The organism is Mucilaginibacter aureus, from assembly GCF_053514885.1.
This window is the reverse complement of sequence record NZ_CP170601.1, coordinates 2,008,882-2,027,003: the sequence shown is the minus strand read 5'-3', so window position 1 is coordinate 2,027,003 and position 18,122 is coordinate 2,008,882. Positions and strand designations below refer to the sequence as shown.

The following is an 18,122-nucleotide window of genomic DNA, read 5'->3' as shown; positions in this document are numbered from 1 at the left end:
TATCCATCAGTGACCGCTGGCACTCATGATGTGATGAAGGTTAAATTGTTGTCGTCCGCACATACAATGGGATCGATCTTTACAGCCAGATCATGAGAGAACAAGTGTGAGATGCTAAAGAAAGGGAAACGTTGTGCAGTGATAAAGTTTTTGAAATAGGTTACGGGCTACTAAGTTCGATCATCGTAACTGGTGGATATCTGACCGCTTATTTTTAACCGCGATACCTGTTGAATTTTCTATGGATAACTTCCTGTTAGCTGTAAAAATCTTAACTGAACATTTGTATTAGCAATTTGGCTATTTGTTACGGCCAGTTGAATTGTCCAATTCAAGAAAATAAGGTACTATTTAGGCCGAGATCTCATATTTGGAGTACCGTTGTAAAATAGTGTCTAAATTACACTTGTAACCGTTTGCTTTTTTATATTTGTATTAATAACCAATTGGACCAAAGGTCACCGTGTTTTTAGCAATCTAACGTCCTAATAAAAGATATTGATGAAGAATTTTTGGGTAGCATGCGTTCTAACCATCCTTTTGCTTGGCCGGTCGTTTACAAGCGTGGCTAATGAAAGCATTAATTTTACAACCCTGACGGTGAAGGATGGTCTTCCTTCCAACACGATCTACGCAATTATTAAAGACAAATACGGCATAATGTGGTTCGGTACAAATAACGGACTTTGCAGATTTGATGGTACTAATTTCTCCTTATACAGGCATGAACCAGGGAATCCCAATTCGCTTCCGACGAACGAAGTATTGTGTCTCCTTGAAGATAGAACGGGAAAAATTTGGATAGGAACAGGGGCAGGAGGGCTGAGTTATTACGATAGGATCAAGGACCGTATCGTTCCGTATTTTGGTGACGGCTCATGGCCTGAATTAGCGCATATTTATCCCCGTGCGATCACGCAGGATCATGAGGGTAGATTGTGGATAGGTACATACGGAGACCTACGCACGATTGACCCCAGAACCGGGAAAATAACCAGTATTTCCTTTCCCAACGTTCCGGAACTCCACACAACATCGTTTGTTTCCCTTTCATTTTTGGAAGACAGCAAAGGGCGTATGTGGATCGGTACCAATAATGGGTTGTTCGAATATCTTCATGGTCAAATTTCAGCCAGGTTTGTGAATAACCCGAAAGATCCAACGAGTTTATCTAACAATATCGTGAAATCTTTACTTGAAGATAAAGATGGATCGATCTGGGTGGCAACCCTGGGTGGACTGAACCGTTTGCTGGCAGATGGGCATTTCAACATTTTCCGGCATCAAAGCGGAGTATCTAATTCATTAAGCCGCGATGCCCTATTTGCAATTCGAATGGATAATGACGATAAATTATGGCTCGGGACAGAAGGCGGAGTTGATATTTTTGATCCACGTTCCGGCACATTTCACGATATGCTCCCTGATCCCCGGAACACGTTCAGCCTTAAAAGTCGATCGGTACGAAGTATATTTATCGACCCCAATGGTATTTACTGGATCGGCACTTACGGCGGCGGATTGGCTAAGTACGATAAAAACCTACCATTATTCAATTTGAAACAAAGCGATCCGTTCGATCCTTCTGGTTTAAGCTCTTCGCTCGTCAACTCCTTCGCTGAATATGATCAAAATACGGTTATTGTGGCTACGGATGGGTCCGGCATACAACTTTTTCATACCAAAACCGGACTCTTTTCTCACTTGCAGATCAAAAGCAAACTAAGGGTGAACGGAGCGGGTGGATTAACGGTTTGGCCTTTATGTATCGATCATACCGGGACATTGTGGGCCGGTACGTATCATGACGGACTTTTTCGTATCGATATCAAAACCGGACGCTATGAGCAATTTGTTACCGATGGTACTCCGGGTGGTCTGACCAGCAACGATGTTACCTCGGTCGTTGAAGATAAGCGAGGTGTGATATGGATAGGTATGTTGAGTGGAGGTGTTGATATTTATGATCCTGCCACCAGGAAGTTCGAGCCGTTCTCACAGATATTTCATCAGAAGCTTCCATTAAACGCTTTTATTAGCTGCATTATTAAGTCTCCCGGAGGAGAAATGTGGATGGCATCTTTAGGCACGGGTATAGCCGCATTTGATCCGGTGAAGCATGTGATCCGACACTACACCAAGACCGGGAACCTGCTTCCGGATGACATTGTTGACCATCTGTTTTTAGATCACGATGGTATTCTTTGGCTATCTACCGGAAGCGGAATGGGCAGCTTGAACACAAAGACGGGAACAGTGAGGACATATACCGAAAAAGACGGCCTGTCAAGTAATATGGTTAAAAATATACTGCAAGATGATACGGGACTCATTTGGATCACCACTGATCGTGGTATCAGTTCTTTCAATAAGGAAACTGGTAAATTCCAAAATTTTGATGCGAGTAACGGTGTTCAGCAAGGGTCTTTTTCGACGGGCGCCGGGCTAAAACTTTCTAACGGCGATATTTATTTCGGGGGATGGGATGGATTTAATTTTTTTAACCCGAAAAACATGCGGGCTAAGCCAGGCTCTGGGACGGTATTGCTGACGGACCTGAAAGTAAGTAACGAATCGGTGATACCAGGTGAGGATGCACCCATCAAAGAACAAATTGGAGTTGCCAGACAGATCAGTTTAAAATATGGTCTTAACTTTTCCATCGGTTATGCGGCGCTAAATTATACAACTCCTCTGCAAAACCAATTCGCCTATAAACTGGTTGGATTTGATAAAGAGTGGAACTTTGTTCATCAAAGCAGGGTAGCCAATTATACCAATATTGACCCCGGAACCTACACGTTCCAGGTTAAGGCCACAAACGACGGAGAGCACTGGAGCACATCACCGGCAACGATCAGGATCACGGTATTGCCGCCATTTTGGAGAACAACTTATGCTTATATAGGTTATATTTTCCTGGTAGGCCTATTCCTGTTCCTGCTAAGGCGCAGGGGTATTCAAAAGCTCCGCAATGAATTCGAGATCCAGCGTGAGAAGATGGAATTCCGGCAATTGATGGATAGGGAACGCCGTGACGCCGAGCAATTGCATGAATTGGACCTGCTGAAGATCAAATTTTTAACGGATCTCAGCCATGAGTTCCGCACGCCTATATCACTCATACTAGCGCCGGTTGAAAAGCTGCTGCAGCGAAGGACGAGTGGTGAAGAACTGGAAGATGTACGGATGATCAACAGGAACGCGAGACGATTACTGAATATGGTCAACCAATTACTGGATTTCCGGAAAATGGAAGAGCAGGAGCTCAGTCTGAAACTGGAACCCGGTGATGTCATTGCATTTATCAGGGAAACAGGTGATTCATTCAGAGATATTGCCGCTAAAAAGCAAATTGTTTTCACTTTAAATAGCAAGTGTGCCACCTGGAAGACCACATTCGACCATAATAAGCTGGAGCGTATTATTTTCAATTTGTTATCAAATGCATTCAAATTCACGCAATCAGGTGGCAAAGTATCGCTTGATGTGGAAATGATAGAGATCCCGGATGCCAGGCCGCACTTGATCATTACCATAGCCGATGATGGTGTTGGTATTCCGAAAGAGGAGATCAATAAAATATTTGACCGCTTTTACCAGCATCAAACCAATACGATACTCAACCAGGGAACAGGTATAGGGTTGTCGATCACTAAAGAGTTTGTGGAAATGCATGGCGGTAGCATCCATGCCGAAAGTGAGCCTGTGAATGGGACATCCTTTATCGTTGATCTTCCATTGCCGGCTTTTTCGGAAGATACTGGCGCTGCGTATTCGCCCGATCACATGCCGGAAGATAACGATCATGCTTCCGACGGCCAGCCTGCAGGCGAAGTGGCTGTCCCTTTGCACGAAGAGCGCTTTGCCGGCACGCAGGTTCCCGACCGAAACACGACAATTCTGCTGGTTGAGGACAATGATGAATTCAGAACCTATCTTGCCAGGCACCTATGTAAATATTACCAGATCGTTGAAGCTGCGGACGGAAAGCAGGGCTGGCAAAAAACGCTCAGTTCCCACCCTCACCTGGTGGTAAGCGACATCAACATGCCAGTGATGACCGGTATCGAATTAAGTAAAAAGATCAAAGAAGATAGACGGACCTGCCACATTCCCATTATCCTGCTAACCGCCATGGCCGGAGAGGATGACCAGCTTAAGGGCTTAAGATCCGGCGCGAACGACTATCTTTCCAAGCCGTTTAACTTCCAGATATTGAATACCAGGATCGCTAATCTCCTCGATCTGAATAAAAGTGTAAAGGATACTTACTCTAAACAGATCCAGTTGGATGGGAACGAGATCGTCACGGAGTCCGGAAACCTGAAGTTGCTGAATTCGATCCTGAAGTATATCGAGGACAAACTCAGTGATCCGGACTTGTCAGTAGAAGAACTCAGTAAACACGTAGGGATGAGCAGAGGCTCGCTTTATTATAAGCTGATCGAGCTCACGGGTTTGTCGCCGATCGAGTATATCCGTACCGTTAAATTAGAGAAAGCAGCCACATTGCTGGAAACAAGTGAGTTGAACGTCACACAGATCGCCTATATCACCGGGTTCGGCACCCCAAGTTATTTCACCCGGATGTTTAAAAACAAATATGGTGTTGTTCCTTCCGAATATTTGAACACCAAAAGAAGCCCTGCGAAACAAACACTTTACCCACCCGTCCTAAACTAGGCAGGGTTAATTATTTTACGGCACTGATTTTATTAAGAACAGCGCTATGTGCGATTCCTAAGGCACGTATTTTTTTCATTTGATACGAAAGTAAGCGCCTGCCTTTGGTTTAAATAGCACGGATGTTCAAAATTGTAGCAAGCTGTTTCAAATTTTTAAACATTTGTTATAGCTTTTTGATTGAAAGTAGCATGCATTCCTAATGCATTTACAGAACTTAGCCCATGGATCGCTATCTTTAAGATAGGGATCCGGCAACCAATTGACTCCTTAATTACTCGGTAAAGATCTGGCAAAGGCTTTAACCTCCTTTACTAAAATTGCTACCCGAATGTGGGACAATGCCCGTGTTGAAAATACTGTTTTCATTTTTTATTAGAGGACCGAATGCGAGTTATTATTGCGAGTTTACTATTATTGTCGATTTTGTACCCGGTTAGTATCAAAGCCCAGCAAACCGCTTCTTTGTATTCGGGTGCCATTCCCAATTCAAGGCAGGGTAGTTTACCCGAATTACCGGTGCACCTGAATCCTGGTCTGGTATACCGGGTAATCACGCCTCAACTGGAAATATATTTGCCGCCAAAGGATCAGGCAACCGGGATCGCCGTAATTATTTGCCCCGGCGGAAGTTATAAAGTACTGACCTATGAGGCTGAAGGTGTGCGGACAGCAAAAGAATTGAGCAAACACGGCATTGCGGCATTTGTGCTCAAATACCGGCTGCCCGATGACTCGACCATGGTAGATAAGAAGATCGGCCCGCTCCAGGATGCCCAGCAGGCGATTAAACTCGTGCGGGAAAATGCCCGGTTATGGGGAGTTGATACTTGCCGCGTTGGCATGATGGGCTTTTCTGCCGGAGGGCACCTCGCCGCTTCTGCAGCCACGCATTTTCAGCATGCGCTTATTGAAAATAAAAACAAAACCAACCTAAGGCCTGATTTTTTGATACTCGTTTATCCGGTGATCAGCATGCAGGATAGCCTAACCCACATTGATTCAAGGATCAATTTGTTAGGAAAGCACCCTTCCAAGTCCGTCATCGACCTGTTTTCAAATGAACTGCAAGTTGATCACAACACACCTCCGACTTATATTACCCATGCAGGGGACGATAAACTGGTGGACGTGGACAACAGTATCGTGTTTTATGAAAGGTTAAGGCATAACAACGTGAGCGCTCAATTAATGCTCTATCCCAAAGGTGGGCATGGCTTTGTGTTGGGTTTGCCTGCCGAAGTATGGTTGGATCCTATTTATCAATGGATAAAAAGCAAGCGGTGATCACCCTGGCTAAATAAAGGAAGTAGGGATCATAAAACAGGAATTGTAACATTGGTATGAATTAAATGAAATGATAAAGTATTTTAAGTTTTGCCTGCAGTTCGCAGGATCGCTCTTATTGACTAATGCCGCCACCGCGCAAAACCCATTCATCATAACGCAATTTACATCTGAGAGCGGGGCAATATTAGTCATTAAAAAAAGCGATATGCCGGCTAAAGTTATCGCGGAGTTGCCCATAACCAGGGGATCTGATCGGGCCTTGACCAAAAAAATTCTTTTACCGGTACCTATGGTTAAGAAAGATCTGATCGTTGAGCTTAAAGGTCACGGCATCGTGGATGTTGACCGGCTAAGCTTTAAATAAGCCTATGAAGAAGATCGGGCATATTCTGGGTTATATGATACTTATGGTACTGATAGTGCCAGTTTTTTGCTACGCACAGAACACAGATACCTATTCCTGTAAAAAGCAGAAAAACAGGGTGGTGTTACGCCAGGGGAACCGGAAATTAAGCGTGCAATTCATTGATCCTGCGATCGTCCGTGTGCAATTCGTTCCGGAAGGAACCTTCAAAGATAATGGCACGGATGTCTGTATCCCCCGAAGATCTGAAAAAGTGGCTTATACGGTTCAGGAAAATGAAAATTCTGTTATACTGAGATCCACGCTTATCAAATTGACGATATCGAAAAGAACGGGCAGCCTGCAATATTTTGACCGTTCTGGGAAATTACTGCTGGCAGAGGACTCGGCGCTGCCAAGGATAACTGAAAAAGTTGAATTAAGAAAGAGTGTCTTTAACGATGCGGGCAGTAAGGTTGAAAAAACCGCAAACGGCGACCAGGTATCCGCAAATATCACCGCTAAAGAAACTGCTGGCACGGCGTTGAAAGTACGGCAGCAATTTAGCTGGCAAAACGGGGAGGCTTTATACGGCCTTGGATCTCATCAGGAAGATCATATGAACCTTCGCGGAACGATGCAATACTTATACGAGTATAATTTAAAAAAAAGTATGCCGGTATTGTTATCGACCAAAGGCTACGGGATGCTGTTTGATGCCGGATCGGCGATGGTTTTCCACGATGATACAGTCGGAAGCTTTGTCGACATGCTGGCTGTAAACCAACTGGACTATTATTTTATGTATGGCCCTGGCTTTGATCAGGTCATCCATCATTTCCGCAGCCTGACAGGCAAGGTCGAGCTCCCTCCCAAATATATGTTCGGTTATATACAATCCAAAGAAAGATATGCCAACCAGCATGAGGTGGACAGCGTTTTTTACCGGTTTCGCTCAAACCGTATTCCTTTGGATGTGATCGTTCAGGACTGGCTCTATTGGAGAGATGGTTTATGGGGTTACAAAAAATTCGATGATAAAAAATATCCCGACCCCGCCAAAATGATATCGCAGATACATCAGCGGAACGGCCATTTTATGCTGTCTATCTGGCCGCAAATGGCTTCGAACGAGGAAACTGAAATGGGCAGCAAGGGATTTATTCTGGGACGCAAAATATATGATGCGTACAATCCTGCGGCGCGTAAAATGTATTGGGATGAATATGTCGATAAGAATCTATTCGTTAATGGCGTCGACGCCTGGTGGCCGGATTCATCAGAGCCGGTTGAAGCTGATTGGAACAGGGGAGCGAATAGTATCGCCGCCGATCCGGCAGCACGTTTTGAGAAAAATGTAAAAACAATGGCTGATCTGCTGGGAGAAGAGCGTGTCAATACTTATTCCCTGCACCATACGATGGGCATCTATGAAAACCAGCGTAAAGCCAACCCGCAAAAACGTGTAGTTATTTTGACGCGTGCTTCCTACCCGGGACAACAGCGTTACGGCACCATGGTCTGGAACGGCGATACCAAAGCAACCTGGAATGATTTCAAAAGCTGGATCCCCGGAGGGTTGAACTATATGGTTACCGGTTCCCCCTACTGGACAATCGATGCCGGCGCCTTTTTTGTCCGGAGCAAAGCCGAATGGTTCTCCAAAGGTGATTTTGCCAAAGGACCTGCTGATACCGGCTACCGCGAATTTTACGTCCGCAACCTGCAATACGCCGGGTGGCTACCCGTTTTAAGAAGCCACGGTACCGACTTTGCACGTGAACCCTGGCAGTTCGGCCATCCCGGAGAACCTTTCTACGATGCCATTATCAAACAGATCGAACTTCGTTACCGCCTGTTGCCTTATATTTATTCAGTTGCCGCAAGGGTTACCTACGATGATTATACCATGACCCGCTCACTCCTTTTTGATTTCAGCAAGGATATGCATGTTTATGATCTCAGGGATGAATTTATGTTCGGACATGCTTTTCTGGTTTGCCCCATTACTGATCCTTTATATTTTGCGCCGGGCAACAAGCCGTTACATGTTGAAAAAAACAGGCGCGTATACTTGCCGGCTGGTACGGCCTGGATCGACTTTTGGACCGGCAAACCCGCTGCGGGTGGTCAGACCATCATGGCTGACGCGCCGATCGATCATATTCCTGTTTTTGTCCGGGCAGGTGCTATCGTCCCGATGGGGCCCATTATGGAATATGCCGGCGAAAAGCCCGGGGCACCATGGGAGATACGTATATATCCGGGTAGCAACGGAATGTTTACCGTGTACGAAGATGGAGGAAACAATTACGACTACCAGAAAGGGGCATCAGCTACCTATACCTTTTCATGGAACGACAAAAAAAAGGACCTGCTTATCAGCGGGCGGACCGGTACTTTTACAGGTATAACTAAAAAAAGAAAGTTAAACATCGTTTTGGTTACAGGGGGACGTGGCACGGGCTTACAGGAAACAACGGGGAAAATAATCGAATATACCGGCCGGCAAATGGTCGTAAAATGCAGCTAACCAACTAAATAATATCCTCATAAAAATCAGGACTGTCAAATTGCCGATGGATCCGAGAATTCGATACGCCGTTAGCTGATGAGACACCGGTTGAACGGTCGGCTTCGTGAAAAGGTGGAACGAATGGAAAAACTCTTTTTAACCTATTATAACTCAAATAATAATGCAATTTGAACATTTGCAAGAGTAATTTAGACAATTGTAATAGCCCTCGACACCCCAATTGCAGAAGTTTGGGAACAGAAATTTACATATCTCACATTCTAACTTGAGATAAGCCAATAAACAAACTAAACCCGTGATCAAATAAAGTGCCGCCTGAATGCTGCATAGCATTCGTGCAAACCGATTATGCAACCGATTGAATTATTTGATTAAAAAAGCTGCGATAAAAATGCTTTCTTTTATTAAAAGCGTAAGAAAACCGATTGTATTAAATAAAACCCCGACATATGAAAAAATGATCACCTGAACTATCTGATGAGACGATGTACCCTGACGGGTTAGACCTGCTCCGGGAAACCAATGATTATTAACCAATTAATTTAACTTATTTTATGAAAAAACTTCAACTTTTTAAAATTTGGAAAATTATGCTGATCACCGTATCGGTCAACTTATTTTCCCTGGCGCTTTTGGCGCAAACCATTGCCCTGCACGGTAGAGTGGTCGATGAAACCGGAGAAGCGCTGATCGGTGCTACTGTAAAGATACCTGGGACCACTACTGCAACTACCACAAATATCAGCGGCAATTTTACTTTGAACGTTCCCGCCGGAACGAGCAAGTTGAGCATCTCTTTTATCGGATACCAGAATTATGAGAAAGAGCTGACCAAAGGATCAACCAATTTGGGCAGTATCGCCTTAACCAAAAACTCCAAGAATCTCAACGAGGTGGTAGTTGTAGGGTATGGTAGTCTGAGAAGGCAGGATGTAACCGGTACTGTTGCTACGGTAGATAATAAATCATTAAAAGAAGTTCCATCTGCAAACGTATTTGAACAATTGAAAGGTAAAGTTGCGGGTTTAGATGTGGTATCAGGCACTAATGGCCCTGCAATAACCATTCGCGGTAACCGGACGATTGGCAACCCGGCTGCCGACGGACCGCTTATTGTTCTGGATGGTGAACCTTTTTACAACTTTATCGAGAATATCGATCCTAACAACATCAGAAGTATCGACGTATTAAAAGGAGCATCTGCAACTGCTATATACGGTTCCCGAGGCTCGGGCGGTGTTATTTTGATCACTACCTTTAGGGGACGGATAGGCCAAACGATCACCTCTTATGATTCCTACTATGGTATAAGCAAACTTGAGGGAAAGCTTAAAGTGTTGAATGGCGTGCAATATGCACAGCTTAAACAAGATGCAATTGCAGGATCAATTTTACAAAATAATGGCGCCGCACCTTTATACGCATTGACTACAGCAGAACAGGCGGGTTTGGCTGCGGGTGTAAATACCGACTGGGTTGACTTGTTGATAAAACCTGCCATGATCTGGGACCAAAGTTTAAGGGTTTCAAGCGGAACAGAAAATACCCAGATCCTTGTTGGCGCTGGTTACCGAAAACAAACTGGTCTTGAGCCGAATATTAAAAATGACAGATTTTCCCTGGATATAAATGTTGATCATAGGATGAGCAAGGTTATCAAATTTGGGGTGAGTCAGAGTTTAACGCTGAGGACATCTGACAATGGCGGAGCAAATCAAATTGGCACCGCTCAATTTATGACACCCTTAGCTACGCCCTATAATGCTGACGGGTCTTTTAATTACCTGCCTTACGCCGGATCAAATGATGCTACAACTTTGAGCCCATTAGCGCCAGGCTTTATCCCCACCTCCTATTACAATCATACCAGAGGATACGTAAGCAACAGCATCCTTTATGCCGAATTATCTCCAATTGAGCATTTAAAGTATCGTTACACTTTTAACTACAATTTCTCACAATCTTTGCAAGGTCAGTACAACGGCATTAACGGCGGTGGCATCCTTACCACACTCAACACAAATGCCAGGACCGACAACAACTATTCTTACAGGTTAAACCAAGAACATCTCCTTACCTATGATAACACATTTGGTAAACATCACATCAATTTAATAGCTGGTTTCAATGCTGAAAAGTCACATAGTGAAAACTCAAATGTCACCGCTACCAACATTCCGTCTGATGCGAATTTGAATACCAATTTAAGCCTTGGAACATTTCAAACAGATGGGGGATCTTATAGTGAGACCGGTCTACTGTCTTATTTCGCCCGTGTTAATTACGCGTTCAATAATAAATATGATCTAACAGGCACCATTCGTAAAGATGGTAATTCACCCTTAGCACAGGGCCATCAATGGACGACCTATCCTTCACTGGGCTTGGGCTGGGTGATCAGCAATGAATCCTTCATGAAAAATTATACCGTTGTTGACAATCTTAAGCTACGTGGCGGTTACGGCCAAACTTCCACAACGGGAAGCGTTAATGCTTACAGCACCCTCGGGCAATTAAGTTCTGTTAAATACCAGTACGGCGGCCTCTCATCAGGCAATTCGGCAGGTGTGATAGTAAACAACCTGGTTAACAATAACCTTACCTGGCAAACAACCTCTGAATATAATCTGGCTTTAGATTTCGGTCTATTAAAAAGCAGGCTGACGGGTAGTGTTGAAATTTATCAGCAAAAAACAACTGGTATTATTTTACCGAATGCTTTACCTGCAACCAACGGTGCGCCTTCGCAGGTTTCTAACTTAGGTTCTTCCTCTGACAAGGGACTTGAAATAAGTCTTAGCTCAATTAATATCCAAAGTAAAGGTGGATTTTCATGGTCTACCGATTTCAATATTGCCTTCGTAAGGGAGAAAATATTAGAACTGCCAAACGGGTTACCGTTTATTATAAGCTCGGGTGAATTTGTTGGGCAGCCGCTTTCGGTAATTTATGATCTTAAAAAAGTAGGTATATGGCAAATCTCCGATTCTCCGGGCATTGATGCCACAAAAACTCCAGCCGGACAAGTATACTTGCCTGTAAGAGGGCAAACAACACCACTACAATACCCCGGCCAAATACACGTGGAGGATCTGAATGGTGACGGAAAGATTGACGCGGGTGATAACCAGGTCATTGGTCATTTCAATCCCAATTATATTTTCGGGTTTACCAATCGGTTCGTCTATAAAAACTTTGATTTGAACATCGTTATACAAGGTAGAATGGGCTTTACTACCACTGTACCTTATGTTTCATCGTCGAACTCAGGAACACAAGGCTGGCAATTCCTCAACCTGGGCAGGCATAACCAGCCAGTTATTGATTACTGGACACCAAGCAACCCTACAAATGCCTTTCCTGGGCCAAATGATCAATTTCAGAGCTTGTACTATGCTACGCTCCAATATTATGATGGTTCATTTATCCGGGCGAAAAGTATCAACTTTGGATACAACGTCCCGGCTAATCTTGTCAAACATATAGGATTGAGTTCTTTAAGGCTTTATTCAAATATTACCAACCCTTTTATTATTTATGCGCCTATTATGCATCATAGTTTTTCGGTTACTGATCCTGAGTCTGTTGGTGGTATCAACCCGGTATCTGCTGCATCAAGCGGGAACGTTGGCGGGTACGATGCTAACAACAACCCTAACGGCTGGCGCGGTGTTGGCATCAATGCCGGCGAACAAACGCGCGATTTTATCATAGGTATTAATGCAAGATTTTAATTTATTAAGTGATGAAAATATTAAATAAAACAAGGTTAATTGTTGCCATGGCAACAATGTTAACGGCAGCTACGGGCTGTAAAAAATATTTGGAAGAATCGCCGAAGTCAGCGCTGTTTCCGAGTTACTTCAGTACACCTGGCGGAGTTCTCGCCGGTATTACCGGTGTCTATAACGATTTGAGACAGAATTTTTTTGCAGGCGAAGGCATTGTTTTCTTTTTGCAAGGAACCGATGAAGTTATAGCAGGCGGATCATCAACTAATCCGGTCGGCGCAAGTTATAACGGAGTTACCTCGTCAAATAGTGTTGGTTTCAGCAACTTATACACAGATATCAATACACTAAATGGGGTTATACAGTTTGCGCCATCGGCAAACCTTGATGCGCCTACCAAGGCAGCTTATATAGCACAAGCAAAATTTCTGCGTGCATGGATCTACTTTTTTCTAGTGCAAACTTATGGTGGTACAACTGCAACTCAAAAAAGCGGGATCGCGTTACACACTACGTTCATAACAGAGGCCAATAATGCTGATGCGCCTGCTACACTGTCTGCCATTTATACGCAGATCATCCAGGATTTTACAGATGCCGCAGCAGCTTTGCCTACTACTATCACCGCAACAAACCCATTTTCGGCAGGGGGTATAGGAAAGTCTGCAACGGTGGCGGTAGCGAATTTGTATTTGGCAAAAGCTTATCTCACAAGGGGGTATACTGAAGCCGCCGTTACCGGCGATTTTCAAAAAGCTGCTGACCTTACTGCTGCCTTGATCGCTAACAAAGGCACCTATGGCCTTGACCTATGGCAGGATTACAATGATGTAAACAAACCCGCAAATGATTACGGCAAAGAAAATATGTTTAATATAGATTATGGCGGCCTGGCAGACGCAGCATACACAGGCGACTTAGGATCGCCAGCCGGGGGTAATGGTATTAATGCTCTTTATGTGCTTGCACGCTTTAACTATGTTGGACCGGGTGTTGATAACGTAGCAGGTATAGACGCTGTTCCGCAGGTTGTTGGCACCAAAAAGCCAGGAATGCTCAGGGATGTTTTTAATGGCAGGCCGTACGTTCGTATAGCCCCTAATACGCCATATACCATAAACCAGGCATTTGCCGACCAGGTACATGATTGCCGCTACGACGCAACCTTTCAAACCTATTGGATCTGCAACGTTGCAACTGCTGCGGGTTTAAAAAGTGATGGGGTAACATTAAAAGGCCAACTTACACCTTGTTCTAATGTTTCGCTTTCATCATATCAGGCACCAATAGGCGGCGATACAGCAATACTGATGCCCGGAACTAACAGCGTAACAATGGCACGCCGCGATGCTTTTAAGGGCTTGATCGTAACGCCGGCACAATACACGAACGTTATTTTCCCAACCGTTAAAAAATTCGATGATCCCGCACGTCTTCAAACCAGTGACTTTTCAACCAGACCGATAGTGTTATTACGTTTCTCGGAAGCTTATATGGTAAATGCAGAAGCGAATTATATGCTGGGCAACTACACAAATGCTGCAACTTCTTTAAATGTCATCAGGCAGCGCGCGGCTTTCCGCAGCCCTGCCGATGCGAATTCAGTTGCAAATAGTGCAGTTAGTGTAACCGCCGCAACTCAAGCCGCAGTAAATGCATCGTGTGCCGCCGCAATGGCTTTGACCCCTGCCCAACTGGCTCAGTTGTCTATTCCAAACAATACAACAGTAGGTTCAGGACCTTGCGGAATGGACCTGATTTTGGATGAGTATACCCGAGAGTACTACGGCGATCCCCGCCGCTGGTATGATTTGGTGAGGACGGGTCAGCTAATCAGACGTGTAAAACAATATAATTCTATAGCCGGACCAAATATCCAGCCTTTCCATGCGCGCAGGCCTATTCCGCAAACATTAATTCAGAATGTTTCAAGCGGCCCTGCTTACCCGCAGAACAACGGGTATTAAGTTATCTTCAATATAAGCTATTAAATTCAAGCTGCCCGAAAATCGGGCAGCTTTTCTTATGAATAAAAAGATGCCTAAAAAATTGATCTTATTTAGTCTGTTGATGATCGCGCCATGTTTAGGTTTGGCTCAGCATAGTTTTCGATATACGAACCCGATCACCAGAGACACCGCAATTTCCATGCGCGATCATTTTATTATTAAGGTAGGCGCCAAATGGTATTGCACCGGAACCTCTGAGCCGGTCTGGACTGGTTTCAATCCGGGCGTTCGCCTGTTGGTATCGGACGACCTGACCCATTGGAAACAGCAAGGCTGGCTGATCGATGCCAGTAAACTTCCGGCAGATTGCCCTTATAACGGACGCTTTTGGGCTCCTGAGATCCATCTGATTAAAAAAAGGTTTTGGCTTACCGTTAACAGCGGCAGAGTAACACCAGATGACCTTAAAGGAATGAAAACCCACAGCGTTTGGTTATTTGTATCGGACCAGGTGACAGGGCCTTATAAACTGGTCAATGGGCCGCTTACGCCGCAGTACAACAATGACGCGACCCTTTTTGAAGATGACGATGGAAAAACTTACCTTTATTGCAGCGGCAACGGTCTCTTTCAGGCTAAGATCGACCTCCCTTCCGGAAAACTGATCGGGCCAGTACAAAAAATACTGGACAAAAGGCAACCCGGGTACCCGGACTGGATGGTAGGCGGGATCGAAGGCCCGTTCGTTATCAAAAAAGAAGGCACCTATTTTATGTTCTTTTCAACCTGGACCCGCGGCTACGAGGTTGGGCTCTTAAAAGCCAGATCGCCGCTCGGACCCTGGGAACTTGCCTCGCGTGAACCGATCTTTGGTACACGAAAAAAGGGTTATCGTCCGGAATTGGCGCTTGGCGGCGGTTATGCCGCTCTGAAATTCCAAAATACCCAGGACCCTTATTGCGAGACCGGTCATAATGCTTTATTCGAAGGACCTGATGGTAAGCTTTGGAGCTCTTGTCATTACCTGATGTACGACAAACGGCCCTATCCTTATTCCCAGACATTCGAGCCATGGGAAAAAACACCGCAGCTCGGTATTGAACCGGTCGGTTTTAAAAATGGCCTGTTTTTCATCAAAGGGCCAACGTGGACCGAACAGACCGTGGATTACTAATATGATACGATGCTAACCATAAAAAAAATGAAGGCTTTCCTGCTATTGATGATCATCACACGCGGCGAAAATCCCAACTCTTTTTACCAATTAGTTACAGTGCCGGCCCCGGTCATTTCACCACAGGCGGGCCTTGCGCAGCCAATGATCAAAAATACTTTTCTATATGACGTCGCCACGGTTCGCGGCGGGACCTACACCTTCATAAATAAATAGCCTATATAGCTCCTATGAAAAAACTGCTCATCATCACTGCACTTTTCCTCACGTTTTTCTTTACCAGATCCGTGGCACAGGAAACGCAGGGGTTCAAAAATCCGCTCATTTACGCTGACCTACCTGATATGTGCATGATCAGGGTGGGCGATCATTATTATATGACGAGCACGACCATGCATATGAGTCCCGGTGTTCCGATCATGAGATCCGAGGATCTGGTAAACTGGCATTTGATCAGCTATGCTTATGATACATTAGCTAATGTTGATGCCTTAAACCTCGTTAACGGAAAAAGCACTTACGGCCGCGGGTCCTGGGCAAGCAGCATCCGTTACCATAAGGGGATCTATTACGTGAGCACATTCGCGCAAACCACTGGTGAAACTTATGTCTATTCTACTAAAGACCCCGAAAAAGGCCAGTGGAAACGGGTTGCTTTTAAGCCCGCCCTACATGATCACTCCCTTTTCTTTGATGATGACGGTAAAGTATATATGGTCACCGGTAGTAGCAAGTTGCGGTTGATCCAGCTTAATGATGATGTTTCCGGTATCAAGCCAGGGGGAGTCGATCAAGTCATCATCGAAAATGCCAGCCTCCCCTCGGGCAATAATGGAGGGCTGGGTGCAGAAGGTTCCCAACTATTCAAAATTAATGGAAAATATTACTTGTTTAACATCACCTGGCCACGAGGAGGGATGCGTACCGTGGTTGTGCACCGGGCCGAAAAGATCACCGGGCCGTGGGAAGGAAAAGTAGCCTTGCAGGATAGAGGGATAGCGCAAGGCGGGTTGATCAGTACGCCGGACGGTCGTTGGTTTGCCTATCTCTTCCGGGACAATGGCGCTGTGGGCAGGATCCCTTACCTCGTGCCGGTAAATTGGGAAAACGATTGGCCGGTACTCGGGATCAATGGCAAAGTACCCGATAGCCTGGCCCTGCCGGCAAGTAAAGGCCCCATCCCCGGTATCGTTGCCTCTGATGACTTTACGAGGAAAAAGCGTGATGCGGCATTCCCGCTGGTTTGGCAATGGAACCATAACCCCGACAATAGTCTGTGGTCCGTCTCTGCGCGCCCAGGATACCTACGCCTGTCCACGGGGAGATTGGATACCAATTTTCTCACCGCAAGAAATTCACTGACCCAACGGACCATCGGACCGGTATGCACCGGCTCAATATCGTTGGATGCCTCCCGCATGAAAGACGGCGATTTCGCCGGGCTTGGTTTGTTACAAAAGAACTATGGCCAGATCGGCGTCCGGGTCGACGGAGACCAGAAATGGATCGTGATGGTCAATGCTTCGACAGGCACTCCGGTCGCTGCGCAGCGCGTTCGGCTTACGCAGCATACGGTCTATCTGAAAGCGGAATGTAATTTCAGAGAAAGGAAAGACGTTGCTGACTTTTATTACAGCTTGGATGGGAAGACATGGGTACGGTTGGGTACGCAGTTAAAAATGGCTTATACGATACCACAGTTCATCGGATATCGCTTTGCCTTATTTAATTACGCTACACGTTCACCGGGAGGATGGGCTGACTTTGATTACTTTCACATTGCTGATACGCTATCCTTCAAGGAAGGTAAATAGTTGACTTCGGCTGCCTATGAAAGTCAATTAAAACAACAGCCCGCCATTGGTTGAGCAGATCGTCGACAATACGCAGGGAGATCAAAAAGGTGCCTACAAGAAAAATCACCAACTGTTATCGATCAATTTACATGGTCGTATATCATCTGTAATATAGGGATACAATATTTTGTAATCAGAATCGTAAAAACTTTGGTAAAACGCATCACTAATTAGTCCTCCAAGTAATGGGTAATCCTTAGCACACTCTGTTAAATAATATGTAAACGGCTTTGGAACATTTGCTATTTTTGTTATTGCTTCCAATAAATCCTGCCAGCTTTCCATTCCTATATATCGCCTTGAAAAGCCAGAACCAACAAATAAATATGGTAAATTACCAATCGCGTTAAGATGTGATAATAATTCGTCTTCCATTTGGGATTAGGTTAAGTAATTAAAGGTAACCTATTTTATAATAAGTAAACATTCTATTGAAAACAAAAAAATATTATATATCATTTAAAAGAGTTAGGTTTTTTAATAAATATTTATAAAAGTTTTAATTTCAACTATAGATTTCCAAAAATCTTACGTTTCTTTTGCTACTTTTCTTTGTA

At 44.7% G+C, this 18,122-nt stretch carries 10 protein-coding genes; 9 read left to right on the top strand and 1 reads right to left on the bottom strand.

Annotation, left to right across the window (positions count from 1 at the left end; all coding sequences use genetic code 11):
- Positions 1-501: 501 nt before the first annotated feature.
- From ACFGVR_RS08545 to ACFGVR_RS08505, 9 genes are all read left to right on the top strand, one after another.
- Positions 502-4,686 carry a hybrid sensor histidine kinase/response regulator transcription factor gene (locus ACFGVR_RS08545; RefSeq protein WP_448702388.1) on the top strand — a complete coding sequence of 1,395 codons (4,185 nt, stop codon included), beginning with the start codon at positions 502-504 and terminating at the stop codon, positions 4,684-4,686.
- A gap of 387 nt (positions 4,687-5,073) precedes the next feature.
- The gene (locus ACFGVR_RS08540; protein WP_448702387.1) at positions 5,074-5,973 is read left to right on the top strand and encodes an alpha/beta hydrolase; all 900 of its coding nucleotides are present in this window, start codon (positions 5,074-5,076) and stop codon (positions 5,971-5,973) included.
- Between the two features lie 70 nt (positions 5,974-6,043).
- Entirely contained in the window at positions 6,044-6,340 is a 297-nt protein-coding gene (locus ACFGVR_RS08535) for a hypothetical protein (RefSeq protein ID WP_448702386.1), read from the top strand.
- 4 nt (positions 6,341-6,344) lie between these two features.
- The gene (locus ACFGVR_RS08530; protein ID WP_448702385.1) at positions 6,345-8,852 is read left to right on the top strand and encodes a glycoside hydrolase family 31 protein; all 2,508 of its coding nucleotides are present in this window, start codon (positions 6,345-6,347) and stop codon (positions 8,850-8,852) included.
- A gap of 557 nt (positions 8,853-9,409) precedes the next feature.
- The gene (locus ACFGVR_RS08525; protein ID WP_448702384.1) at positions 9,410-12,589 is read left to right on the top strand and encodes a SusC/RagA family TonB-linked outer membrane protein; all 3,180 of its coding nucleotides are present in this window, start codon (positions 9,410-9,412) and stop codon (positions 12,587-12,589) included.
- 11 nt (positions 12,590-12,600) lie between these two features.
- Positions 12,601-14,553 (top strand): RagB/SusD family nutrient uptake outer membrane protein, encoded by a 1,953-nt coding sequence (locus ACFGVR_RS08520; RefSeq protein ID WP_448702383.1) that lies wholly within the window; start codon positions 12,601-12,603, stop codon positions 14,551-14,553.
- Positions 14,554-14,611: 58 nt separating this feature from the next.
- Positions 14,612-15,709 carry a glycoside hydrolase family 43 protein gene (locus ACFGVR_RS08515; RefSeq protein WP_448702382.1) on the top strand — a complete coding sequence of 366 codons (1,098 nt, stop codon included), beginning with the start codon at positions 14,612-14,614 and terminating at the stop codon, positions 15,707-15,709.
- A gap of 27 nt (positions 15,710-15,736) precedes the next feature.
- Positions 15,737-15,925: a hypothetical protein gene (locus ACFGVR_RS08510; RefSeq protein ID WP_448702381.1), complete on the top strand. Its 189-nt coding sequence runs from the start codon at positions 15,737-15,739 to the stop codon at positions 15,923-15,925.
- A gap of 14 nt (positions 15,926-15,939) precedes the next feature.
- Positions 15,940-17,523: a glycoside hydrolase family 43 protein gene (locus ACFGVR_RS08505; RefSeq protein WP_448702380.1), complete on the top strand. Its 1,584-nt coding sequence runs from the start codon at positions 15,940-15,942 to the stop codon at positions 17,521-17,523.
- A 105-nt stretch (positions 17,524-17,628) separates the two neighbouring features.
- Here the strand turns inward: ACFGVR_RS08505 and ACFGVR_RS08500 are convergent, their stop codons facing one another.
- Entirely contained in the window at positions 17,629-17,940 is a 312-nt protein-coding gene (locus ACFGVR_RS08500; RefSeq protein WP_448702379.1) for a hypothetical protein, read from the bottom strand.
- Between the last annotated feature and the right edge of the window lie 182 nt (positions 17,941-18,122).

What these genes read in the sequence shown, in the direction of transcription:
- ACFGVR_RS08545 (WP_448702388.1), top strand. Translation starts at nt 502, where the DNA reads ATGAAGAATTTTTGGGTAGCATGCGTTCTAACCATCCTTTTGCTTGGC.
- ACFGVR_RS08540 (WP_448702387.1), top strand. Translation starts at nt 5,074, where the DNA reads ATGCGAGTTATTATTGCGAGTTTACTATTATTGTCGATTTTGTACCCG.
- ACFGVR_RS08535 (WP_448702386.1), top strand. Translation starts at nt 6,044, where the DNA reads ATGATAAAGTATTTTAAGTTTTGCCTGCAGTTCGCAGGATCGCTCTTA.
- ACFGVR_RS08530 (WP_448702385.1), top strand. Translation starts at nt 6,345, where the DNA reads ATGAAGAAGATCGGGCATATTCTGGGTTATATGATACTTATGGTACTG.
- ACFGVR_RS08525 (WP_448702384.1), top strand. Translation starts at nt 9,410, where the DNA reads ATGAAAAAACTTCAACTTTTTAAAATTTGGAAAATTATGCTGATCACC.
- ACFGVR_RS08520 (WP_448702383.1), top strand. Translation starts at nt 12,601, where the DNA reads ATGAAAATATTAAATAAAACAAGGTTAATTGTTGCCATGGCAACAATG.
- ACFGVR_RS08515 (WP_448702382.1), top strand. Translation starts at nt 14,612, where the DNA reads ATGAATAAAAAGATGCCTAAAAAATTGATCTTATTTAGTCTGTTGATG.
- ACFGVR_RS08510 (WP_448702381.1), top strand. Translation starts at nt 15,737, where the DNA reads ATGAAGGCTTTCCTGCTATTGATGATCATCACACGCGGCGAAAATCCC.
- ACFGVR_RS08505 (WP_448702380.1), top strand. Translation starts at nt 15,940, where the DNA reads ATGAAAAAACTGCTCATCATCACTGCACTTTTCCTCACGTTTTTCTTT.
- ACFGVR_RS08500 (WP_448702379.1), bottom strand. Translation starts at nt 17,940, where the DNA reads ATGGAAGACGAATTATTATCACATCTTAACGCGATTGGTAATTTACCA.